The organism is Streptomyces sp. NPDC023723, assembly GCF_040639815.1.
In the GTDB taxonomy this organism is placed as follows: domain Bacteria; phylum Actinomycetota; class Actinomycetes; order Streptomycetales; family Streptomycetaceae; genus Streptomyces.
This window is the reverse complement of sequence record NZ_JBFAAP010000001.1, coordinates 264968-288098: the sequence shown is the minus strand read 5'-3', so window position 1 is coordinate 288098 and position 23131 is coordinate 264968. Positions and strand designations below refer to the sequence as shown.

At 74.0% G+C, this 23131-nt stretch carries 19 protein-coding genes; 8 read left to right on the top strand and 11 right to left on the bottom strand.

Annotated features, from left to right (window positions below):
- Positions 1–135: 135 nt before the first annotated feature.
- A complete protein-coding gene (locus AB0G32_RS01425; protein ID WP_361156508.1) occupies positions 136–1134 on the top strand; it encodes a helix-turn-helix domain-containing protein in 999 nt (332 codons plus the stop codon).
- Positions 1135–1588: 454 nt separating this feature from the next.
- Here AB0G32_RS01425 and AB0G32_RS01420 read toward each other — a convergent pair whose 3' ends face one another.
- The 3 genes from AB0G32_RS01420 to AB0G32_RS01410 all read right to left on the bottom strand — a co-directional run bounded on the left by AB0G32_RS01420 (position 1589) and on the right by AB0G32_RS01410 (position 3462).
- The gene (locus tag AB0G32_RS01420) at positions 1589–2059 is read right to left on the bottom strand and encodes an ATP-binding protein (protein WP_361157135.1); all 471 of its coding nucleotides are present in this window, start codon (positions 2057–2059) and stop codon (positions 1589–1591) included.
- A 355-nt stretch (positions 2060–2414) separates the two neighbouring features.
- Positions 2415–2927 carry an EF-hand domain-containing protein gene (locus AB0G32_RS01415; RefSeq protein WP_361156506.1) on the bottom strand — a complete coding sequence of 171 codons (513 nt, stop codon included), beginning with the start codon at positions 2925–2927 and terminating at the stop codon, positions 2415–2417.
- Positions 2928–3081: 154 nt separating this feature from the next.
- Positions 3082–3462, bottom strand: a complete 381-nt coding sequence (locus tag AB0G32_RS01410) for an STAS domain-containing protein (protein ID WP_361156504.1) — start codon at positions 3460–3462, stop codon at positions 3082–3084.
- Positions 3463–3782: 320 nt separating this feature from the next.
- Here AB0G32_RS01410 and AB0G32_RS01405 point away from each other — a divergent pair, with 320 nt between their 5' ends.
- A complete protein-coding gene (locus AB0G32_RS01405) occupies positions 3783–4376 on the top strand; it encodes a sigma-70 family RNA polymerase sigma factor (protein WP_361156502.1) in 594 nt (197 codons plus the stop codon).
- Complete coding sequence (locus AB0G32_RS01400; RefSeq protein ID WP_361156500.1) at positions 4373–5959, top strand: zf-HC2 domain-containing protein; 1587 nt, start codon at positions 4373–4375, stop codon at positions 5957–5959. The genes AB0G32_RS01405 and AB0G32_RS01400 overlap by 4 nt, the downstream gene beginning before the upstream one ends.
- Positions 5960–6149: 190 nt before the next feature.
- On the opposite strand, the gene purU is transcribed toward AB0G32_RS01400, so the two are convergent.
- Together purU and AB0G32_RS01390 are read right to left on the bottom strand one after the other, a co-directional pair.
- Positions 6150–7031: a formyltetrahydrofolate deformylase gene (gene purU / locus AB0G32_RS01395; protein ID WP_361156497.1), complete on the bottom strand. Its 882-nt coding sequence runs from the start codon at positions 7029–7031 to the stop codon at positions 6150–6152.
- A 46-nt stretch (positions 7032–7077) separates the two neighbouring features.
- Positions 7078–7578, bottom strand: coding sequence for a hypothetical protein (locus tag AB0G32_RS01390; RefSeq protein ID WP_361156495.1), 501 nt, complete (start codon positions 7576–7578; stop codon positions 7078–7080).
- Between the two features lie 117 nt (positions 7579–7695).
- Here AB0G32_RS01390 and AB0G32_RS01385 point away from each other — a divergent pair, with 117 nt between their 5' ends.
- Positions 7696–8973, top strand: coding sequence for an ABC transporter substrate-binding protein (locus AB0G32_RS01385; RefSeq protein ID WP_361156493.1), 1278 nt, complete (start codon positions 7696–7698; stop codon positions 8971–8973).
- Positions 8974–8993: 20 nt separating this feature from the next.
- On the opposite strand, the gene AB0G32_RS01380 is transcribed toward AB0G32_RS01385, so the two are convergent.
- Both AB0G32_RS01380 and AB0G32_RS01375 read right to left on the bottom strand, forming a co-directional pair.
- Positions 8994–10745 carry a hypothetical protein gene (locus AB0G32_RS01380; protein WP_361156491.1) on the bottom strand — a complete coding sequence of 584 codons (1752 nt, stop codon included), beginning with the start codon at positions 10743–10745 and terminating at the stop codon, positions 8994–8996.
- Between the two features lie 200 nt (positions 10746–10945).
- Positions 10946–12331 (bottom strand): transcriptional regulator, encoded by a 1386-nt coding sequence (locus AB0G32_RS01375; protein WP_361156488.1) that lies wholly within the window; start codon positions 12329–12331, stop codon positions 10946–10948.
- Positions 12332–12643: 312 nt separating this feature from the next.
- On the opposite strand from AB0G32_RS01375, the gene AB0G32_RS01370 reads away from it, so the two are divergent.
- The 3 genes from AB0G32_RS01370 (at position 12644) to AB0G32_RS01360 (ending at position 15809) form a co-directional block, all read left to right on the top strand.
- Positions 12644–13297, top strand: coding sequence for a bifunctional DNA primase/polymerase (locus AB0G32_RS01370; RefSeq protein ID WP_361156485.1), 654 nt, complete (start codon positions 12644–12646; stop codon positions 13295–13297).
- Between the two features lie 140 nt (positions 13298–13437).
- A complete protein-coding gene (locus tag AB0G32_RS01365) occupies positions 13438–14208 on the top strand; it encodes an ABC transporter ATP-binding protein (RefSeq protein ID WP_361156483.1) in 771 nt (256 codons plus the stop codon).
- Entirely contained in the window at positions 14205–15809 is a 1605-nt protein-coding gene (locus AB0G32_RS01360; RefSeq protein WP_361156481.1) for a transporter, read from the top strand. The genes AB0G32_RS01365 and AB0G32_RS01360 overlap by 4 nt, the downstream gene beginning before the upstream one ends.
- Before the next feature lie 56 nt (positions 15810–15865).
- Here AB0G32_RS01360 and AB0G32_RS01355 read toward each other — a convergent pair whose 3' ends face one another.
- Positions 15866–16780 (bottom strand): alpha/beta hydrolase, encoded by a 915-nt coding sequence (locus AB0G32_RS01355; protein ID WP_361156479.1) that lies wholly within the window; start codon positions 16778–16780, stop codon positions 15866–15868.
- Positions 16781–17249: 469 nt separating this feature from the next.
- Entirely contained in the window at positions 17250–17942 is a 693-nt protein-coding gene (locus AB0G32_RS01350) for a metal-dependent transcriptional regulator (protein WP_361156476.1), read from the bottom strand.
- Positions 17943–18195: 253 nt separating this feature from the next.
- Here AB0G32_RS01350 and AB0G32_RS01345 point away from each other — a divergent pair, with 253 nt between their 5' ends.
- Positions 18196–18951 (top strand): SIS domain-containing protein, encoded by a 756-nt coding sequence (locus AB0G32_RS01345; protein WP_361156474.1) that lies wholly within the window; start codon positions 18196–18198, stop codon positions 18949–18951.
- Positions 18952–20081: 1130 nt separating this feature from the next.
- Here the strand turns inward: AB0G32_RS01345 and AB0G32_RS01340 are convergent.
- Together AB0G32_RS01340 and AB0G32_RS01335 are read right to left on the bottom strand one after the other, a co-directional pair.
- Complete coding sequence (locus tag AB0G32_RS01340) at positions 20082–21476, bottom strand: PAS domain-containing protein (protein WP_361156471.1); 1395 nt, start codon at positions 21474–21476, stop codon at positions 20082–20084.
- 438 nt (positions 21477–21914) lie between these two features.
- The gene (locus AB0G32_RS01335; RefSeq protein ID WP_361156468.1) at positions 21915–23009 is read right to left on the bottom strand and encodes a citrate synthase 2; all 1095 of its coding nucleotides are present in this window, start codon (positions 23007–23009) and stop codon (positions 21915–21917) included.
- Between the last annotated feature and the right edge of the window lie 122 nt (positions 23010–23131).

Genomic DNA, 23131 nt, shown 5'->3' with positions numbered 1-23131 from the left:
TTACTTCACGAGTCACGTCATGGGTCACGTCACGGGTCACGTCATGGGTCACTTCACGAGTCACGTCATGGAGCCTGCGTCATCCGGCCGCCGCGAACGAGTGGCCCGAAGGACAGCGTTCGCTAGGATCGGGCCATGACGTCCGGCCGCCCGTCCCACCGCCCGCACCGTGTCGTCGTCCTCGCCCTGGACGGCGTGCTCCCCTTCGAACTGGGCATCCCGCAGCGCATCTTCGGCATGGCCCGGGACGCCGCCGGGCGCGCCCTGTACGACGTCGTCACCTGCTCGGTCCGGCCGCCGGGCCCGGTCGCCACCGACGCCGACTTCGAGATCCTGGTGGCGCACGGGCCCGAGGCGCTGGCCGCCGCCGACACGGTCGTGGTGCCCGCCTCCTACGAGATGGGGCCGGTGTACGAGGAGGGCGTACTGACCGGCGAACTGGCCGCCGCCCTCGCCCTGGTCCGGCCCGGCACCCGCCTGGTCGCCATCTGCACCGGCGGTTACGTGCTCGCCGCCGCCGGGCTGCTCGACGGCCGCCCGGCGACCACCCACTGGGCGTCGGCCGAGCACTTCCAGCGGCTCTTCCCGAAGGTCCGGGTCGACGCGGACGTGCTGTTCGTGGACGACGGCGACGTGCTGACCTCGGCCGGGGTCGCGGCCGGCATCGACCTGTGCGTGCACCTGGTGCGCCGGGACCACGGGACGGCCGTCGCCAACGACGTGGCCCGGCGGACCGTGGTGCCGCCGCACCGCGACGGCGGGCAGGCGCAGTTCATCGAACGGCCGGTGCCCGACCCGCAGCAGGCGTCCACCACCGCCGCCCGAGCCTGGGCGCTGGGCCGGCTGCACGAACCGATCCAGTTGCGGGACTTGGCGGAGCGGGAGGCGATGTCGGTCCGTACGTTCACCCGCCGGTTCCGCGAGGAGGTCGGGGTCAGCCCCGGCCAGTGGCTGACCCGGCAGCGCGTCGAACGGGCCCGGCACCTGCTGGAGTCGACCGCCCTGTCGGTGGACCAGGTGGCCCGCGAGGCGGGCTTCGGCACACCCCAGTCGATGCGCCAGCACCTACAGACGACCCTCGGCGTCACCCCGACCACTTACCGACGGACCTTCCACGTCACCCGAGAACGGTAGGGCCAGGGTCCGACATCGTCCCAGCCGGTTTCCGGGCCTGTGGACAAGCGCTGCTGTCGCCGCCCACACTTTTTCTCCACACCCTGTGGATAACTTCTCGGGTGGCCGGGTCCGGTCGGCCGCGACCGGGCGGCGGGGCGGCGGCCTCACCCCGAGACCGGCGCCGCACACCGCCGCCCGACCCGGCGTTCCGCCTCGGCCCCGAAGCCACGAGGGGATCGCCGTCGCGTCGCGACCCACACTCGCCGAGGGCTTCCGTATCGGCCCTCGGCGTCCCCTCACGGCGAATCGCTGACCATCAGCGTGAACGAACCGTCACATACCGTCAACAGGCGTCGATGGGAATCGATGGGATTCGTAGAGATATGTCCTGTTTCGCGGTGGAAGCGCACAGAAGCACGGCCGGGCGCATCGGGGCGCACCCCGGCCGGTCCGGGAGTCACGCGGCCCGGCCTCACACCGCCTCGTAGGCCGCCAGCCCCTCGAACGCCGCCGCGGCACAGTCGGCGGCGGGCTCCGGGCGTCCGGCGCAGCGGTCCAGTTCGCACCAGATGCGCTTGCCCGCGTCGTCCCGGGTCCAGCCCCAGCGGTCGGCGAGCCCGTCGACCAGGGCCAGCCCCCGGCCGCTGGTCGCGTCACCGTCCGCGCACCGGTACACCGGCGCCCGCCCGCTGGTGTCGGCCACCTCCAGCCGGACGGTGGCCTCGTCCGCCGCCGCCCCCGGTCCGCCGCCCGGCAGACAGAGCCGGAGCACGGCCGGCCGGCCGGTGTGCACCACCGCGTTGGTGACCAGTTCGGAGACGAGCAGCACCAGGGTCTCGGCGAGCGGCTCGTCGTCCCGTATCCCCGACCCGGCCAGTCTCGAGCGGGCCCATCTGCGGGCCCGCCCGACCTCCGCGGGGTCGGGCCGGATCTCCAGCTGCACTTGAAGCACCTGCACCGCTCACACCATCCGAACCGACAGACACTCGCACGTATGGCCGGAACAACGGCCGGGACAGGGGTCACGGACCGTGACTCCCTTGTGGGACAGCATGGTTGACGTACAGTCACGCCAACAAGCGCTTCGGGCATATTCCAGCGCGAAGGAGTACCCGTGCGTCATACTGTGCGACACCCGCCACGGGGACTCGAACAGGCCGCAATCCGGACAACGTACCGGAGCCCGTCGCCGACTGCGGGCTGTGACGGGTCAGGCCCGGGACGCGACCCGGCGAAAACGCTCCGTGATCACCGGATGCCGCGAACGATGACGCCCCGGACCGAATCCGCCCGGTCCGTCACTCCGCCACCGTGAAGTAGCGGGCGAAGGCCGGCACGACGTCCGCTTCCACGACCTTCCCGTCGCCGTCCGCGTCGAGCTCCGCGGCCACCGGGCGGGCGGTGTCGGCGGGCACGCCGAGCGCGGTCAGCAGCCGGGCGGTCTCCTCGACCGTGACGGCTCCGTCGCCGTCGGAGTCGGCGACCGCGAGCGCCGCGCGCAGGAAGGGCCGGGCGATCTCGGCGAACCGGTCCGGGGTGTCCCGCAGCCGCTTGACCGCGCCGGTGACGAACTCCTCGCGGGTGATGCGCTGGTCACCGTCCCGGTCGGCGATACCGGCCATGCCCTGCCAGAACGCCTCGGCGCCGCCGTACAGCGCCTGGCCCCGCTCGGAGCGGGCCGCGACGGCGAACTCCGCGAGCAGCGCCCTGGCCGCCTCTCCGAAGTCCTCACGGTCGATGCAGCCGTTGCCGTTCTGGTCGAAGGTGGCGAACCGGTTGGCGATCCTGCGCTCGTTCTCGTTGCTGACCATCCCTGCTCCCTCTTCTCCGGCCGCCTCACGTCCTTCTCCGGCCGCCTCACGTCGCTGGGAGCCTACGACGACGGGAAGCACCCGGGCGACGAAAAGTGACGTCTGCCCCAAGACCGGGTGAATACCGGTACAACGGTGTGACGAAACGATGATGCTAGGCGGACAGCGGACGCGGTTCGTCGCCGGTCGCCGAGGCGAGGTCGGGATGCACGTCGAACAGCCGGCGCACCCCCAGCGCGCCGAGGACCCGGTTGACGTGCGAGCCGTCGACGGCGCCCTGGGCGGGCAGGATCAGCCGCAGCCGGCCCTGGCAGGAACGTATGAGGCGGCGGGAGGCGATCAGCACCCCCACCCCGCTGGAGTCGCAGAACAGCACGTCGGAGAGGTCGAGGACCAGGCTGTGGCGCCCTTCGGCCACGGCGTCGTGCACCCGCTGGCGCAGCGCCGGCGACGTCACCAGGTCCAGTTCGCCCGACACCTGGACGACGGTCCAGCCGCCCCGCTCGTCCCCGGTCACATGGAACGTCACCGCCAAGCCCTCCTTTCCTTGCGCGAATCCTTACGCGAACGCGAATCGGAAGACACACCTACGCTTCCTTGGGCGCGCACCTGCCCACCGGCCGTTCCCGCAAACGCGCCGGGGAAAACGAGAACCGATCAGAAGCGGCTTGTTTCCGTTCCTCACGATCTCATTCGGTCCGCCCACCTGGCCCGCGCACGGTCCCTACCATCCGGGGCGCTCCCGGAGCGCGCATTGCTGTAAAGGGGCGTGCGCCGTCATACGTGCCGACTACATTCGAGAAGACGATGGCCGCAAGCTGGACGTTCGGCAGCATCAGGGGGTGAAGGGGCCTTATGGCGATGAAGAACACACCGCTCCGCTGGGACCGCAAGATGCAGCAGCGGCTCGCCCGCGGCGAGGCCGCCGCCCTGGGCGAGCTGTACGACCGGTTCGCCTCCCTCGTGCACGGCCTCGCCCACCGGGTGCTGGACGACGAGAGTGCCGCCGACGCCCTCACCCGCGAGGTCTTCACCCACCTCTGGGAACACCCCGACGCCTACGACCCCAAGCGCGGACCACTGCGCACGTACGTCGCCGAACTCACCCGCCGGCTGGCCGTGCGGCGGCTGCGGGCCACCGGGACGGCCGCGCTCGCCCGCGGCGGCCCCGGCACCGCCGAGGACCTGGAGCGCCGGGTGCGCCAGGCGTCGGTCGCCGCCCGCGCCGACTACATCGTCCAGTCCATGCCCGCGCCGCTGCGGTCCGCCTTGGAGCGGGCCTACTTCCAGCGCCGCGACTACCGCCAGACCGCCGCCGACCTCGGCATCACCGAGGACGAGGCCCGCCGCCGGCTCCGGCTGGGCCTCCAGCTGCTGTCCACCGCCCACGACACGACGGCCCCCGGCGACACGCCCGAGGCTCCGCCCGGCTACGGAGGTGCGGCATGAGCGGCGTGGGTGACACCGGCGGCATCGGTGACTGCGGCGTCCCGCCGGAGCGGCGGGAGGGGACGAGCGAGCCACCAGGGCAACGAAAGCCGCGAGGGCAACGGGAACCGCAGGAGCAACAGGAACCGCAGGAGCAGCAAGGACCGCAGGAGCAACAAGGACCGCAGGAGCAACGAGAACCGCAGGAGCGGCAAGAGCCGCGAGAGCAACGAGAGCAACGAGAGCCTTACGGTCCCGGAGGAGCCGATGGAGCCGGCGGGCCCGGCGGGGCGGGCGGACCCGGGGAGCCCGGCGGGGCGGGCGGACCCGGGGAGCCCGGCGGGCCGGGCGGGCCGGGCGGACCCGGCGGACCCGGTGGGCCAGGACCCGGGGCCGGCCGGCCCCGGATACCGCTGCCCCGGGTCTCCCCGGAGGACGGCGGACTGCCGCTGCCGGCACCCGCCGCGCCGCTCGCGCTGGCGCACCCGGTACTGAAGTCCCTGCTCGGCGCCTGGGCGCTGGCCGCCTGTTCGCCGGAGGAGGCCGCCGCCGTCGACCGGCACCTCGACGACTGCGCGGCCTGTACCGAGGAGGGCCACCGGCTGCGGCAGGCGGTCGAGTTGCTCCAGCCGCCGGACACCCTCGACCCGAACCCGGCCCTGCGCACCCGGGTCCTGGACGGCTGCCTCGAACGCCGCCCGCCGCGCATCCCGGTGCCGGAGTGGACCATGCCGTACGACGCCGAGACCGCCCGGCTGGACGCCCTGCTCCAGGACTTCGGGGACGCGGAGTGGCACGCTCCGGTGCGGCTGCGCTGGTTCGCGGACGACGGGACGGCCGACCGCCGCACCACCGTCGCCGGGGTCATCGCCCATCTGCTGGCGGTCGACGGCCTGGTCGCGGTCGCCCTGGGGCTGGCCGACCCGCTCGGCGACCTCGCGGCCCGGACCCCGGCGCCGGCCGGCCGTACCGAGGCGTACTGGCGCGGCTCGCACCTGCCGCCCACCCGTGCGGTGCGCGCGCCCTGGCGGGAGCAGAGCCACGCGCTGATCCGGACCACGGCGTTCACCGGCGGCGGCGAGTCCGGGCGGGACGCCGGCGCGGGCCGGATGCCGGTGGCGTACGGCGACTTCGAACTGCCGCTGCGGGACGCGATGCTGGACCGGGCCTTCGAGTGCTGGGTGCACGCCGAGGACATCGCGGAGGCGGTGAACTACCCCTACGATCCGCCGGCCGCGCGGCACCTCAACCGCATGATCGACCTGGCGGCCCGGATGCTGCCCGCGGTGCTCGCGGAGCGCCGCCGGTCCGGGAAGGCCGGGCCCGGGGCGCAGCGGCACCTGGTGGCGGCGGGGGCGCCGGGGCGCAGTCTGCGGCTGGAGATCGAGGGGTCCGGCGGCGGGCAGTGGTACATCCCGCTGGACTCACCGGCGGCGGTGGGCTCCGCGGAGCACGAGGTGGCCTATGTCGCCCTGGACGACGTGGAGTTCTGCCGGCTGGCGGCGGGCCGGGTCCCTCCGGAGGAGGCGGCGGCCGGACAGTCCGGGGACCGCGAGGCCATCAGGGACGTCCTGTTCGCCACGGCGAGCCTGAGCCGGATGTAGGGGGCCTTTCCGTCGCGGGGCGGCTGCGGGTTCGTAGGGGCTGGTCGCGCAGTTCCCCGCGCCCCTCAAGGGACATCCACCGCACGTACATGAGGGGCGCGGGGCTGTGTCGACATGCGGCTCCGCCGCGTGGGCGCGACCGGCCACGAGGCACCCGCGGCCGCCGACGAAACAGAACCCCCCCGAGCTCCTAGGCGAACACCACCGTCCGCCGCCCGTTGATCAGAATCCGCCGTTCCGCATGCCACTTCACGGCCCGCGCCAGCGCCTGGCACTCCACGTCCCGCCCGATCGCGACCAGCTGATCGGGGGTCACATCGTGGCCCACCCGCTCGACCTCCTGCTCGATGATCGGCCCCTCGTCGAGGTCCGCCGTCACGTAGTGCGCCGTCGCCCCGATCAGCTTCACGCCCCGGGCGTGCGCCTGGTGATACGGCTTCGCGCCCTTGAAGCTCGGCAGGAAGGAGTGGTGGATGTTGATGATCCGCCCGCTGAGCTGCTTGCACAGGTCGTCGGAGAGGACCTGCATGTAGCGGGCCAGCACGACCAGTTCGACGTCCGCCTCCCGGACGATCTCCAGCAGCCGCGCCTCGTCCTGCGCCTTCGTGTCCTTGGTCACCGGGATGTGGTGGAAGGGAATGTCGTACGAGCCGACCAGTTCGGCGAAGTCCGTGTGGTTGGAGACCACCGCGGCGATCTCCACCGGCAGCGCCCCGATCCGGGTGCGGAACAGCAGGTCGTTCAGGCAGTGCCCGAACTTGCTGACCATGAGCACGACGCGCATCTTCTCGTCGGCCCGGTGGATCTGCCAGTCCATCTGGAAGGAGTCGCCGATCGCCGCGAAGCTGGCGCGCAGCTTGTCCACCGTCACCGGCGACTCCGCCGAGAAGTGGACCCGCATGAAGAACAGACCCGTGTCGTGGTCGCCGAACTGCTGACTGTCCTCGATGTTGCAGCCGGTCATGAAGAGGTAGCTGGACACCGCGTGCACGATGCCCTGCTTGTCCGGGCAGAAGAGGGTGAGGACGTACTGGTCGGCGGCGGCCGCGGGCCGGGTGGACTGGTCGTTCATGCCGGACAGGGTCCCATATCCGGCACCCGGCACGAAGAGCGTCCCGTTACGCGGACCGCGTCATGATGTGCAGCACCTCGAGGCTGCGCGGCACCGTGTCCGGGTCCTCGCCGTCGCTCGCCGCCAGCCGCACGTGCGCGTCCCGGGCCGCCCGCACCGCCTCCGGCCAGTCCCCGTGCTGGAGGTACGTGGCCACCGGCGCGTCCGGCCCGACCTGGTGCATGATCCGCAGGACGCGCAGCACGGCGGTGTCGACGAGCGCCGCCTCCTGGGAGTCCCGGAAGATCGTGCCGACGTACTTCTCCGCCGACCAGTTGTCCAGCCAGGTGTCCTCGACCAGCCGGTAGACCGCGTCGGTGACGTCGCCGTAGCCGTCCACCCCGGCCAGCCAGACGTCCCGCTGGAAGGCGGGGTCGGAGAGCATGTGCAGCGCCGACCGCACGTTGCCGCGCCAGCGCCACCACGGCATGTCGTTGAGAGGCATGCCGCCCATGGTGGAGGAGCGACGGCCGCGACGGGAAGAGTTCTCCGAACCTTGCACGGTCATCGATCGTACGTTCCTCTCCATGCTTGCCTCACAGGCACCCGCAATTCACCGCAAGGCCACCCGTCGTCGACCGGAGGGCGCCCCCAGGTTAGCCCTGTGACGGAATCGTACGGTTTCATGACCGGCAGGCGACGCTTCAGCAGAACCTTCCTGTCCCTGGGCGCGCTCGCGGCGTGCGTGTCGCTCGCCGCCGGCTGCGGGGTCGTCCCCGGGGTCGCGGGGGGCGCGGGGGACGACACCATCACCGTCATGACCTGGGCACCCCAGGACACCGACGCCACCAACAAACCCGGCATGCCCGCCTTCGCCCAGGCCTACGCCCGCTACGTCAACGCGCACGGCGGGCTGTCCGGCCACCGGCTCAAGGTGCTGACCTGCAACGACCACAACGACGGCGTGGCCGCCGCCAAGTGCGCCCGGCGCGCCGTCCAGGAGAACGTCGTCGCGGTGGTCGGCTCCTACAGCCAGTACGCCGACGCCTTCCTCCAGGTGCTGGAGGGGGCCGGCATCCCCTACCTCGGCGGCTACGGCATCACCTCCGAGGAGTTCACCAGCCCGCTGTCCTACCCGGTCAACGGCGGCCAGCCGACGCTGCTGGCCGGTCTCGGCAGCGCGCTGGCCGGCAACTGCGGCGCGGTCACCCTGGTCCGCCCCGACACCATCGCCGGCGACCAGCTCGCCCCGCTGCTGGACTCCGGTCTCACCGCGGGCGGGCACGCGAGCGCCCAGGACCAGCGGGCGGCGGAGGACGCCACCGAGTACGGCGGCCAGGCCGACCGGGCGCTCCAGCGGTCCGCCGACGGACTGTCCGGGAAGCAGGGCTGTGTGGTCCCGGTGCTCGGCGACCGCACCGACACCTTCATGGACTCCTTCCGGCGGGCCCGCGAGTCCTATCCCGAGGTGCGCACCGCGACCGTGCTGGGCAGCGTCGACCAGTCCACCGTCAACGCCACCGGCGGGGCGTCCAGCCCCTACGAGGGGGCGTACGTCACCGGCTGGTACCCGGTGGAGACCGACCGGGTCTGGGACCCGATGAAGAAGGTGATCAAGGAGAAGGCGTTCGGCGACAACCGGATCGACGCCGCCGACGCCGGGGTGCAGACCACCTACATCGCGTACACCGTGCTCAAGAAGGTCGTCGCCGCGCTCGGCGACGACGCCGAGGTGAGCGCCGACGCGATCACCGGCGCCCTGGACGACGGGCTGGAGATCGACACCGACGGGCTCACCCCGACGCTGCGCTGGACGTTCGCGGCCGACCTGGCCTCCGTGGGCTTCCCCCGGCTGGTCAACACCGACGTCACCCTCCAAGTGGTACGGCAGGGCCGGCTGGTGTCGGCCCGCAAGGGCTTCCTCGACACCACCGGGACGCTGAGCGCGGCCGACGTGAACTGAGACCGGGCCGGCCGCGCCGCTCAGAGCTGCACCGGGGTGCGCGCGGTCAGACCGTACGTCTTGGCGATCTTGTTCCACAGTTTGGCGGCCTCGCTCTTCTCGGTGCTGGCGACGCCGCTCTCCTTGTTGCCGGCCGCGGTCTGGCTGGTACTGCGGGCCTGGCCCTTCTTGCAGCCCTTCTTCCCGGCCGCCTGGTCGGCCCAGGCCGCGTAGTGGTTGTCGGCCGCCGCCGACGCCTGCCACGCCTTGGTCAGCGCGGCGGTCAGCGCCGCGTTGTCCGGCAGCTGGTCCACGGACAGCTGGGAGAGCCGGGTGACCAGCTCGGTGCGCTGCTGCGCCGCGTCGCGCAGGCTCTGCGCCGCCTGGGCCAGGTTGTCGCAGGACTTCACCGCGGCCACCGAGTCGATCACCGTCTGCCGGCTGTCGCCGCTCTCGGCGAGCAGCGCGTCCAGCGCGACGGCCTGGTCCCGCGCCGGGTCGGCGGAGGCCGACGCGGACGCGGAGCCCTCGGTCGCGGGGGCGGTGGCGGAGACGGTCTGGTTCTTGTCGCCGTCCTCCTCGCCGCCCCCGCCGGCCAGCAGCGCGCCGGCACCGATCCCGACGACGGCGATGGCCACGCCGACGGCCGCGATCAGCGGCACCCGGGAACCGGTCCGGCCGCCCCGGCCGCCACCGCCGCGCCGGCCGCTGTCACCGGAACCCGCACCGGGAACCGGACCGGAGCCGGGGCCCTGCGGGGCGTACCCGTATTGGGGCGGCTGCGGGGCGCCGGGCACGGGCATCTGCTGGGTGGAACCGGACGGGCCGTCGGCGCCCGGGGCGCCGCGGAAGAGGTTGTCGAACTCGGCGGGCGGCTGCCGGTTCGCGTCCCCGCCGGGCCCGGCACCGAAGGGCACCGGTCCGGCCTGTCCGGGTACGGGCGGAATGTACTGGGTGGCCTCCGCGTCGGAGCCGGTGGCCTGCGGCGGCAGCGGGCCGGGCCCCTGCGGGGCGGGCTTCACCACGCCGAGCGACCGCGTCTGCTCGGACTGGTGCCCACCGGCCGGCATCTCGGGCGGCAGCGCGCCGGGCGCGACCGGCGGGAGGTACTGGGTGGCCCCCTCGTCGGCGGCGGGAGCGGGCGGCATGTGCGGTATGTACTGGGTGGCGCCCTCGTCGGCGGCGGGCTGGGCCGGGGCCGGCACGGGCGGCAGGTACTGGGTGGCCTGGTCCGGCACGGGCGCGGGCGGCAGCGGGGCCGCGTGCCCCCCGCCGTGCCCGCCCTGGCTCCCCTGACCGCCCTGACCGCCCTGCTGGGCGTACGGGGGCTGCTGCGCGCCGTACGCCGGCGGCTGGGCGCCGTAGGCCGCGGCGTCTCCGTAAGTCTGCTGGGCGCCGTAGGCCGGGGGCGGGCCGCCGTAGGCCGCCGGGGGCTGGGAGCCGTAGGCCGGGGCCTGGGCGCCCTCCGGCGGCAGCGGGCCGGGGCCCGGCTGCTGCGGCGGGCCGGGCCGGTCCTGGCCCTGCGCGGGCCAGGCGTCCGGCGACTGCCGCGCGGGCGCGCTCCACTGCTGCGGCGCGCCCTGATCGGCGTGCGGGCCGCCGGGCCCCCACGCCTGGTTCCAGGACTGTCCGCCGGTGGGGGCGGCGGGCGGCGGGGCGGGCGGGCCGGACGGCGGACCGGCGGCTGCGCCAGTCATACCCGGCAACAGGGGCGCGCTGCCGTCCGAGGGCAGCACGATGCCTTCGCGCGCCGGGCGCGCCGAGGGCTCCTCGCCCTGTCCACTCTGTGTCACCGGGACTCCTACGAATGGGGGACCTTCGGAATCGTCGGCTCACGCTACCGGGTCCCCGGAACCCGCTGCCACGCCGCACAGGACGTGACCACCTTCCCTGTGACCGCAATAACAAAACCGGTCCCCTACGCGGTGTTGACGTCCCGCGCCCTCGACCACCCCTCATTCCCCGCCCGTTCACGCGCCGTCCGGGCCGAAGTTCACGCGGCCGCCTGGAGATCGACCCGCGCCCCGAACTCCCGGACCACCGACTCCTCCCGGTAGGGGTCCAGCCGCTGCTGGAGGTCGTCCAGGTACTCGGCACCCCGGTTGGAGCGCAGACCGGCCAGCAGCTCGACCGCCTTCGTGCCCGTACTGCACGCCTCCTCGATCTCCCGGCGCTGCACCTGGGCGCTGGCCAGCAGGACATAGCCGATGGCCCGCCGGCGGGCCCGGGACTCGGGATGTCCGGCCAGCGACTCCTCGGCGTACCGGGCCGCCGCGTCCGCCTGGCCCAGGTCCCGGTGGCAGTGCGCCAACTCGTCGGCGAGGTAGGCCGCGTCGAAGTGCGCGATCCACGCCGGGTCGTCGCCGGACGCCTCGTCCACCGCCTCCAGCGCGGCCACCGCCCGGCCCGCCGCCTCCTGGGCCGCCCGCGCGTCGCCGAGCAGGGCGTGCCCGCGGGCCTCGGCCGCGTGGAACATCGACTCCGCGCGCGGCGTCACGCGCCCCCGTGCGCCCTCCTGCGCCGCGCGCGCCAACTGCGAGATCTCGCGCGGGTTTCCGAGCTGCGCGGCGAGGTGGCTCATCGACGCGGCGAGCACATAGCCGCCGTAGCCGCGGTCGCCGGCCGCCTGCGCGAGGCGCAGCGCCTGGATGTAGTACCGCTGGGCGAGTCCGGGCTGGCCGGTGTCGACGGCCATGTACCCGGCCAGCTCGGTCAGCCGGGCGACGGCCGCGAACAGGTCCCGGCCGACCGCCTCCCGGTAGGAGCCCGCGAGCAGCCCGGAGACCACGCTGTTGAGGTAGTGCACGACGACCGGGCGGACATGCCCGCTGCCGTACTGGTGGTCCAGGTCGACCAGCGCCTGGGTCATCGCCCGCACCGCCGCCACGTCGGACGGGCCCACCCGCGGCCCGGCCGCCCGCGACACCTGCGCGTCGGGGGCGGAGATCAGCCAGTCCCGGCTGGGCTCCACCAGCGCGGACGCCGCGACCGAGGACCCGGACAGGAAGTCCCGCCGGCCCACGTCGCTGCGCCACAGCTCGCAGACCTGCTCGATGGCCCCCAGCACGGTCGGCGAGAACTGGAGACCCACGCCGGAGGCGAGGTTCTTGCCGTTGGCCATGCCGATCTCGTCGATCGTGACCGTCCGGCCGAGCTTGCGCCCCAGCGCCTCCGCGATGATCGCCGGCGCCCGGCCGCGCGGCTGCTGTCCGCGCAGCCAGCGGGCCACCGACGTCTTGTCGTACCGCAGATCGAGACCGTGCTCGGCGCCGCACATGTTGACCCGGCGGGCCAGGCCCGCGTTCGAGCAGCCCGCTTCCTGGATGAGCGCCTGCAACCGTTCGTTCGGCTGCCGCGCGACAAGAGGCCTTGCGGCCATGGCGTACCCCCTGCTTCATGGCTCGGGTGCCTGCCCGTGCACCGAGTTGGCGTGTCTTCTGCCGAAAGAATCCGGCCGTGAAGATCAGTGCCCCGCTGACATGCGGAAAATGCGAGGCTTGCGCGGATTGCCGGGTAACGGCCGTCGCCGTGCCCCCCGTCCCTGGCTACCCAGCTCCCGCCGCGGATCCTCCCGCGCGCCCCCGGACGTGCCACCATGCGCCCCGGACGCGGAACCGGTGCTCCTCCCCCGCGCGCGCAGCAGCCGTGGCAGGGGCCGTAACCCGGGATGGGCGCGGGAGTTGAGTTCCACGTGGAAGAGACGATCCCTGGCACCGAGACCGCACAGATTCCCCAGCAGCGCGGCGCATCGCTGCTGGAGGCCGCCGTTCGCTACGCCGAGGAGCGTCACTGGGACGTGTTCCCCGGCACCTGGCTGGAAGCCGTCGACGGGGAGCAGTACTGCTCCTGCGCGGACCGGGCGTGCGCCCTCCCCGGCGCGCACCCGGCGCGCGCCGACTGGGCGGCCCAGGCGACCGGCAGCGCGACCGTGGCCCGCCGGGTGTGGCAGAAGCAGCCGACGGCGTCGATCCTGCTGCCGACCGGGCGCACGTTCGACGCGATCGACGTGCCGGAGACGGCCGGGTTCCTGGCGCTGGCCCGGATGGAGCGGATGCAGCTGACGCTCGGGCCGGTGACGTTGACGCCGGACCGGCGGATGCGGTTCTTCGTGCTGCCGGGGGCCGCGGCGAAGGTGCCCGAGCTGGTGCGGGGGCTGGGGTGGTCGCCGGTGTCGTTGGATCTGACGGTGCTCGGGGAGGGGGCGTGGGTGGCGGCGCCGCCCACCCGGTACGGGGTGCGTGGGGCGGTGCAGTGGGCGTGCCCGCCGACCCGGACCAATCGGTGGCTGCCGGATGTTGAGGAGTTGATGTCGCCGCTCGCCTATGCGTGCGGGCGGGAGCGGTGACGCCTGCTCGGCTGCCGGGTCCGGTCGCCTGGCGGGTGCGGGTGCGGGTGGTGGGTGGCTGGTCGCGCCCACGCGGCGGAGCCGCTGATGAGCACAGCCCGCGCCCCTGGCGGGACGCTCCGTCCCCGTAGGGTTCTCGCATGACGTCAGCCGTGCGGGTGCGAGGGCTCTGGAAGCGGTTCGGGCAGCAGGTGGCTGTCGGGGGGATCGATCTCGAGCTGCCGGCCGGGAAGTTCATCGGGCTGGTCGGGCCCAACGGGGCCGGGAAGACCACCACGCTGTCGATGGTGACCGGGCTGCTGCGGCCGGATCAGGGGACGGTGGAGGTGGTCGGGCACGACGTCTGGCGTGATCCGGCCGAGGTGAAGGCGCGGATCGGGGTGCTGCCGGAGGGGCTGCGGCTGTTCGAGCGGCTGTCGGGGCGGGAACTGCTCGGGTACACGGGGCGGTTGCGGGGGCTGCCGGGCGGTGAGGTCGACAAGCGGGCCGGGCAGTTGCTGGACGTGCTCGACCTGGCCGGGGCCCAGCACAAGCTGGTGGTCGACTACTCGACCGGGATGCGGAAGAAGATCGGGCTGGCCGCGGCCCTGCTGCACAACCCCGAAGTGCTGTTCCTGGACGAACCGTTCGAGGGCGTGGACCCGGTCTCCGCGCAGACCATCCGGGGCGTGCTGGAGCGGTACACCGCCTCCGGCGCCACCGTCGTCTTCTCCTCGCACGTGATGGAACTGGTCGAGTCGCTGTGCGACTGGGTGGCCGTGCTGGCCGCCGGCCGCATCCGGGCCACCGGGACGCTCGCCGAGGTGCGCGGGGCGGCGCCCTCGTTGCAGCAGGCGTTCCTGGAACTGGTCGGCGCGGGCGGCCGGGACGCCGGGGCGGATCTGGACTGGCTGGGCGGCGGCGCCCGATGAGCGCCGGCGCCGACCCGCTGACCTCGGTCACCGCCGTTTTCGTCCGGCTGAAGCTGTCGCTGCTGCGCAACGGGCTGCGGCAGTCCGCCGGCCGGCGGGCCGCCTACGTGGCGTCGGCCGTCGTCGCGCTGCTGTTCGCCGCGCTCCAGTTGATCGGCCTGATCGCGCTGCGCGGGCACGCCCACGCGGACGCGCTGGTGGTGCTGCTGGTGGCGGTGCTCGCGCTGGGCTGGGCGGTGCTGCCGCTGTTCTTCCCGAGCGGGGACGAGACGCTGGACCCGACCCGGCTGGTGATGCTGCCGCTGCGGCCCCGGCCGCTGGTCCGGGCGCTGCTGGCGGCGTCGCTGGTGGGCATCGGGCCGCTGTTCACGCTGTGCCTGGCGGCCGGTTCGGTGATCGCGCCGGCGCACGGCGGGGCGGCGTACGCCGTCGCTGCGGTCGGGGCCGTCCTGGTGCTGCTGGTGTGCGTGGCGCTGGCGCGGGCCGTCGCCGCCGCCAACGTACGGCTGCTGACCAGCCGCCGGGGGCGGGATCTGGCGGTGCTCAGCGGACTGGTCGTCGCGGTCGGCGCGCAGCTGGTCAACTTCGGGGTCCAGCGCCTCGGTTCGTCGGGGCTCGCGGAACTCGCGCCGGTCTCCGACGTGCTGAGCTGGGTGCCGCCCGCCTCGGCGGTCGGCGCGGTGCGGGCGGCGAGCGAGGGAGCGTACGGGACGGCGCTGGTGCGGCTCGCGCTGTGCGCGGCGCTGCTGGCGGGGCTGCTGGCGGTGTGGGCCCGGCAGCTGACCCGGCTGCTGACCGCGCCGGACGGGTCGACGCTGCCGGCCGGCGGGGCCGCGCGGGAGCGCCGCTCCCCGGGGCGCGGCCGGCTGCTGCCGGCGGGGCGCACCGGCACCGTCATGGAGCGCAGCCTGCGGTACGTGTGGCGCGACCCGAAGACCAAGGCGGCCTGGGTGACCTCGCTGGCCATCGGTCTGATCGTGCCGGTGTTCAACGCCCTCCAGGGCAGCGGCTCGGTCTACTTCGCCTGCTTCGCCGCCGGCATGCTCGGCATCCAGATGTACAACCAGTTCGGCCAGGACACCTCCGCCTTCTGGATGGTCGCGATGACCATCTCGTCCCCCCGCGACGCCTACGTCGAACTGCGCGCGCGGGCCTGCGCGCTGCTGCTGATCACCCTGCCGTACGCCGCTCTGGTCACCGTCCTGACCACCGCGCTGCTCGCCGACTGGGCCGCGCTGCCCGAGGCGCTCGGCCTGTCGCTGGCGCTGCTCGGCGCGATGCTGGCGACCGGCGCCTGGACCTCGGCGCGCTTCCCGTACTCCATCCCGCAGGACGGCTACAAGAACGTCGCCCCCGGTCAGGCCGGGCTCGCCTGGATCTCGATCTTCGGCGGGATGGTCGCCGCCGCGCTGCTGTGCGCGCCGGTCATCGCGCTGACGGTGTGGCTGAGTGTGCGCGCGGGCGGCGACGCGTGGACGTGGGTGGTACTGCCGGTGGGGGTGGCGTACGGGGCCGCGCTGACCGTGCTGGGGCTGCGGTTCGCCGCACCACAGACGGCCCGGCGGCTGCCGGAGATCCTCACGGCGGTCAGCAAGGGGTAGCACGGCGGCACGGCGGCCGACACGACGGCCGTCGCGGGGGCTGGGGCGGTGGTTCGTCAGGCGTCGCGGAGGCTGTCGAGGAATGGTTCGACGGCTGCGCGCCAGGACTCCGGCTGGTCGTAGTGGACCAGGTGGCCGGCGTCGGCGACCTCCGCGTACTGGCCGCGGGGCAGCACCCGGACCATCTCCTGGGCCTCGGCGCGGCCCAGTTCGCCGTCGAGGCCGCGGACGACCAGGGTGGGGCAGCCGACCTGGGCCAGTTGGTCCCAGTGGGCGTCGTGCACCCAGGTCTCGCGGGAGCTGAGCATCTGGTCCGGTTCGAAGACCGGACGCCAGCCGTCCGCCGACTCCGCCATCACCTCGGCGTAGAACGCGCCGCGGGCCGGGTTCGGCCGCTCCGTCCAGGGGTCGTCCTCGCCGAACCACTTGCGTACGTCGGCCAGCGTGGCGAAGGGGAGCGGCCAGGCGTGGAACCACTGGGTCCACTCCTGCTGCGAGGCGGCGCCCAGCGCGGACGCGCGCATGTCGCAGATGACCAGGCCGCGGACCAGCTCGGGATGTTCGGCGGCGAACTGCCAGGCGGTCAGCGCGCCCATCGCGTGGCCGATCAGCACGGCCGGGGCGAGGCCGAGCTGGTCGAGCGCGGCGCCGACGTCCGCGACGTACGCCTCGCGGGTGAAGGACGCCGCCGGCGGCTTCTCGCTGCGGCCGTGGCCGCGCTGGTCGAGGGCGACCGCGCGGTGCCGCTCGGAGAGCCAGCGGGCGGTGGCCGCCCAGTGCGAGGCGCGGCCCATCAGGCCGTGCAGGAGGAGGACGCCGGGGGCGGCGGCGTCCGCACCCGTCCCGGCCGCCGTCCCGGCCGCCGTCTCCTGGCCCGGGCCGGTCGTCGGGTCGGCCTTGGGAGGGTCGCCGAACTCCCAGGCCGCGAGGCGTACGCCCCCCGCGCCGGTCACGTCGATGCGCCGCGCCATGGTCCTGGCACCCCCATGCTCCGCTCGGACCTGATCTGCCTGCCATGAGGCTATCGAATGCGTTTTCGAAAAAACCGTCCTGCCGGGCAATACCGCTCGTTCGAGTGACACCCTCCGGGGATTGGCCGCCGTCGTCGGGGGGAGATCTTCAGCGGGAGGCGGGCCGCTCGGGGAAAACGGTCCGAGGGGATGACCCTGAGAGCTCGGGGCTCCGGGTCAGCACAGGGGTGGACAGGCCCCGGCGCCGCACGGCGCCGGGGCCCTCAGTCGTCTCCGTGACACGGTCTCCCCCTCTCCTGGGCCGCCCCCCGCGGTCCCGAGCCTTCGCCATATGCGCCGTCGTCATATGCCTCGGCGACAGCCTTGCACGCGAATCGCGCGGACGCTGCCGTTCGAACAGACCGAATTCCGCATTCGACGGGATGGAAACACCGGCGCCACATTCCCGCCGGTCACGGCGGCCGGCGGATCAGCGCTTGGCGACGAAGACGTGGGAGGCGATCTCCGACTCCAGCTCGGCCGCCTCGCCGCCGCTGCCCACCAGCACGCCGCCCGCGGACTCCGTCACGCTCACCACCGAGCCGGGCTGCACGCCCGCCCGGCGCAGCGTGTACATCAGCTGCGCGTCGGTCTGGATCGGCTCGCCGATGCGGCGCACGATCACCGACTTGCCCTCGGCGCCCGGGTCCAGGTCGGAGAGCGCGACCAGGCCGGCGTCCAGGAACGGGTCGGCGGTGTCCGTCTCGCCCAGCTCCTCCAGGCCGGGGATCGGGTTGCCGTACGGCGACTCGGTGGGGTGGCGCAGCAGTTCGAGCACGCGGCGCTCCACGGCCTCGCTCATCACGTGCTCCCAGCGGCACGCCTCGGCGTGCACCTGCTCCCACTCCAGGCCGATCACGTCGACGAGCAGACACTCGGCGAGCCGGTGCTTGCGCATCACGCGGGTGGCCAGCTTGCGGCCCTCGTCGGTCAGCTCCAGGTGCCGGTCGCTGGCGACGGACACCAGGCCGTCGCGCTCCATCCGCGCCACCGTCTGGCTGACGGTCGGGCCGCTCTGGTCGAGCCGCTCCGCGATCCGGGCGCGCATGGGGACCACACCTTCCTCCTCCAGCTCGAGGATGGTGCGGAGATACATCTCCGTGGTGTCGATCAGTCCGGACATACGTGCCCCTTGATGAGATCTTCCGGGAGCTCGACGGCTCTCCGGCGCGTGCGCTGGCCCTGCCATCAATTCTGACGCATACCACTGACAACCGTGCCGCGCCGAGGAGAAGGGCCGAACGGGATATCGAGCGTACCGCCCGGGCCCTTGCCGCCGGGCCGTTCCGTGTTGACACCGCACTGGTCCAGACCGCACCGTGAGCCCCGGCACAGCGTGAGAGCACCACCACACCGTCACCCCGAAGGGGCTCCGCATGAGCGACCGCAAGCCGGCCGGCCAGTTCCTCGACGCGGCGGTCGAGCTGCTGCACCGCGTCCGGGACGAGGAGGAAACGGCCGTGGAAGCGGCCGGCACGCTGCTCGCGGACACCGTGCAGGGGGGCGGCCGGCTGTTCGCCTTCGGCGCCGGGCACTCCTCGCTCGCCGCGCAGGACGTCGTCTACCGGGCCGGCGGGCTCGCCCTGATGAACCTGCTGACCGTGCCCGGGGTCGTGGGCGTCGATGTGATGCCCGCCACATTGGGCTCCGCCCTGGAGCGGGTGGACGGCCTCGCCAGTGCCGTCCTGGACTCCTCGCCGCTGCGCGCGGGCGACGCCCTGGTGATCATCTCCCTGTCGGGCCGCAACGCGCTGCCGGTGGAGATGGCCGCGCACGCCCGCGGCCTGGGCGTGCGGGTCATCGGCGTCACCTCGGTCGCCTACACCACCGGGACCCGGTCCCGGCACAGCTCCGGCACCTTCCTGAAGGACCACTGCGACGTCGTACTCGACTCCAAGATCGCGGTCGGCGACGCGGAACTGACCCTGGACACCGTCCCGGCGCCCTTCGCGCCCGCGTCCACGGTGGTCACCGCCGCCCTCATGCAGGCCGTCCTGGCCACCACGGCGGCCACCCTCGCCGACCGCGGCGTCGAACCGCCCCTGCTGCGCTCGGGCAACGTGGACGGCGGCCACGACTGGAACCGCCGGGTGCTGGAGGAGTACGGCGACCGGATCTTCTACCACCACTGAGCCCTCCGGGGGTTGAGCGGGGTGACCCCTCCGGGGCCGGGGGACCTCCCGGGGCGGGCGTAGACCCCTCCAGGGCCGGGGGACATCCCGGGGCGGGGGCCCTCCCGGGGCGGGCGTAGACCCCTCCGGGGCGGGCGTAGCGCAGGTGCGGGCGTAAGCCCCGCCGTGGCCGGGTCGGGACGGGCCTTCGCGGCCGGGGCGGGACGGGCCTTCGCGGCCGGGGCGGGGACGGGGACGGCTCCGCGGAAGCCGGGGGGGCGCGGCTCCCCCGAGGCCGGCTCGGGACGGGCCCAGCAGCCGGGGCGCGGACAAAGACGGCTCTGCGAAAGCCGGGGACGGGCGCGGCTCCCCCGAGGACGAATCGGAACGAACCCCAGGAGCCAGGGCGCGGACAGAGACAGCTCTGCGAAAGCCCGGGACGGGCGCGGCTCCCCCGAGGACGAATCGGAACGAACCCCAGCAGCCAGGGCGGAGACGGAGACAGCTCTGCGAAAGCCCGGGACGGGCGCGGCTCCCCCGAGGCCAAATCGGAACCGGCCCCAGCAGCCAGGGCGGAGACGGAGACAGCTCTGCGAAAGCCCGGGACGGGCGCGGCTCCCCCGAGGCCGAATCGGAACCGGCCCCAGCAGCCAGGGCGCGGACAAAGACGGCTCTGCGAAAGCCCGGGACGGGCTCCCGGGCCCGGTCCAGGACCGGGGACAGCCCTCCGAAGACCGGTGCCGGAGTGGACGCGGCTTCCCGCAGCCGGGTCGGGACGGGCCTCCGCAGCCGGGACGGGGGCGGCTCTGCGGGGGCCCGGGGCGGGGGCGGCTCTGCGGAAGTCGGGGACGGGAGGGGGCGCGGCTGCCCCGGAGCCGGGGCGGAACGGCTCCCGGACCCGGACCAAGACCGGGGCCCCGGAGCAGGGTCGAAACGGTTGCCGGGTCCGGCGCGAGGCCGGGAAGAGCCCTCCGAAGACCGGTGCCGGAGTGGACGCGGCTCCCCCCGGTGCCGGGTCGCGTTTCCCGGACCCCCGGGCCCCGCCCCCGGACCCGGGGCCACCCCCGGACCCCGGGCCGTCCGGGCCGCCCCCGGGTCCCGGGCCACCCCCGGCCGCCCCGGGGTCCAGGGTGGCCGGGCGCGGCCCGGGGTTATCGGTTCTGTTCCTCCGTGGTCGCTGCGGCCAGGTCCAGGGCCGTCGCGATGCGGGCGGCGATGTCCTCCGCGTGGGCCGCGTCGGGGCGTTCGAAGGCGGTGCGGCCGGTGCCGCGCAGGAACGTCACGACGCCGAGCGTGCGCCCCCGGCTGCGCAGTACCGCGCACAGTGCGTGCACCGTGCCCTCCGGCCACTGGCGGGCCCGCGCCCACGCGCGCGCCCGGTCGGCCGCCATCACCCCGGCGCTGGCCCGTACCGAGCCGGACCGCTCCACGCACTGCACCGCCGGATGCCCCTGGTCGTAGCGGACCGGCAGCCCCGCCTCCCCGGTGCGCAGGCTCGGTCCCGGCGCGCCGGCGGGGGTGGCCGCGAGCCGGACCAGCCGGACGGGCGCCGCCGCCTCGCCGGTGAGCGGGGCGCCCGCCACCCGGTCGATCAGCGCGTGGTCGGCGAACCCGGCCAGCGCGAAGTCCAGGTGCACGGTGGCCGCCTCGGCCGGGTCCTCGCACTCCGCCGCCGCCCGCGCCGCCCGGTGCAGCTGGTTGGAGCGGAACCTGAGCGCCGACGCCTCCTGCTCGGTCTGCCGGGCCTCGGTGACGTCCCGGAACAGCCAGCCCACCCCCAGCGGCACCGGCTCCTCCGCCAGCGGCGAGGCCAGCCGCAGGAACCCGCAGCTCCAGCAGCGGCGCCGCTCGCCCTCCGGGGTGCGCACGCTCACCCACAGCTCGGCCGGCGCGGGCGGCGCGCCCTCCGCCAGCACGTGGGTCAGCGCGCTCTCCAGTTCCTCGACGCCCTGGGCGAGCAGATCGCCCAGCGGCCGGCCCAGTACGGACGTACGCCCGGTGCCGAAGGCCCGCGCGGCGTGCGCGTTGACGACGGCCGGCCGCAGATCCGCGTCGACCAGCACCACCCCCCAGCTCGCGTCCTCGAACAGGGCCTCGCTCAGCGCTATCGACCGCTCCAGGTCTATCTGGGCGTGCACCTCGCTGAAGGCGCAGTACAGCCCGGCGGGCTCGCCGTCCGAGCCGCGCACGGCCGCGGACTGGGTGCGCACCAGCACCCGCCCGCCGTCCTTGGTCAGCAGCGCGAACTCGTGCACCTGCCGGCCCGGCGCGCGCATCGCCGCCAGCAGCCGGCCCTCGATCTCCTCGGCGTCCGCGCTGCGCACGGCCCATCCGGCGAAGCCCTTGCGGCCCACCGCCTCGGCGGCCGTCCAGCCGAGGATGCGCTCCGCCTCGCGGTTCCAGTGGGTGACGACCCCGTCCGCGTCGAACGCGCACAGCGCCGCGTCCATCCCGTCCAGCAGCGCGGCCAGCAGATCCGCGCCCTCCCGCTCGGGCCCGTCCGGCCCCAGTTCGTCGGTCGACCCACTACGCCGGGAAGCACTCACCTGGACCCCCCTGCTGACTGCATCGGTACTGGCCTTCATTCAACTCGAACGTGACTCAGGGCACACCTGGTTCCCGCAACTATGCAGGAATCGTTGCACGGCGGAAATCGGCGGCCCCCGGGAACCGAGCTTCAAGCTCTCGGAAAATGGGTTGATCCGCCGAGGACGGCTTCCTAATGTGGCCATCACTTCGGAAAGGAGGTGGTTCGGCAGATGTATGGATACCGGACGGAAGAGGTGGCTGCGGGCTAGCGGCCCGTCACCACGCTCAGTGCGGTGCCGGACCAGCGTGTGCGAGATGCACGCGGCCGGCCAGTCCCACGCAGTCACCCGACCCGCGAGTCGCCGGTACGTCCGGCCGGCTCCTCCCCGGAGGAACCTGACTCGCGGGTCGCCTGCATGCCCGGCCCGGTGCCGCGGATCTGCGGGGACGCGGATCTACAGGGACTCGTAGCCCTCGATGTCGCGCGGGTCGCGGGAGCCGGGGCCGGTGTAGCGGGCCGAGGGGCGGACCAGGCGGCCGGTGCGCTTCTGCTCCAGGATGTGCGCGGACCAGCCGGCCGTGCGGGCGCAGGTGAACATCGACGTGAACATGTGCGCGGGGACCTCGGCGAAGTCCAGGACGATGGCCGCCCAGAACTCGACGTTGGTGGCCAGCACCCGGTCCGGGCGGCGGGCGTGCAGTTCGGCCAGGGCCGCCTTCTCCAGCGCCTCGGCGACCTCGAAGCGGGGGGCGCCCAGTTCGCGGGCGGTGCGGCGCAGGACCCGGGCCCGGGGGTCCTCGGCGCGGTAGACCCGGTGGCCGAAGCCCATCAGACGCTCTCCCTGGTCGAGGGCCTTCCTGACGTACGCCTCGGCGTCGCCGGTGCGTTCGATCTCCTCGATCATGCCGAGGACGCGGGAGGGGGCGCCGCCGTGCAGCGGGCCGGACATGGCGCCGACCGCGCCGGACAGGGCGGCGGCCACGTCGGCGCCGGTGGAGGCGATGACGCGGGCGGTGAAGGTGGAGGCGTTCATGCCGTGTTCGGCGGCCGAGGTCCAGTAGGCGTCGACGGCGGCGACGTGCTTGGGGTCGGGCTCGCCGCGCCAGCGGGTCATGAAGCGTTCGACGACGGACCCGGCCTTGTCGATCTCGCGCTGCGGGACCATCGGCAGGCCCTGGCCGCGGGCCGACTGGGCGACGTAGGACAGGGCCATGACGGCGGCCCGGGCCAGGTCGGCGCGGGCCCGCTCGGCGTCGATGTCGAGGAGGGGTTTCAGGCCCCAGACGGGCGCCAGCATGGCGAGGGCGGACTGCACGTCGACCCGGATGTCGCCGGAGTGCACCGGGATCGGGAACGGCTCGGCGGGCGGCAGGCCCGGATTGAAGGCGCCGTCCACGAGCAGGCCCCAGACGTTGCCGAAGGAGACGTGCCCGACCAGGTCCTCGATGTCGACGCCGCGGTAGCGGAGCGCGCCGCCCTCCTTGTCGGGTTCGGCGATCTCCGTCTCGAACGCGACGACTCCCTCTAGCCCGGGTACGAAGTCGGACATCAGGCGGCTCCTCATGGTCGTGTGCACGGTGGGGTGCGGGACGGTGGCCGTGCCCGGCGGGTCCGCGGCCGTCGTCCCCGGCTCGCGGCCCCCGGCGGCCATCCCTGTGATGCCCCGTAGGC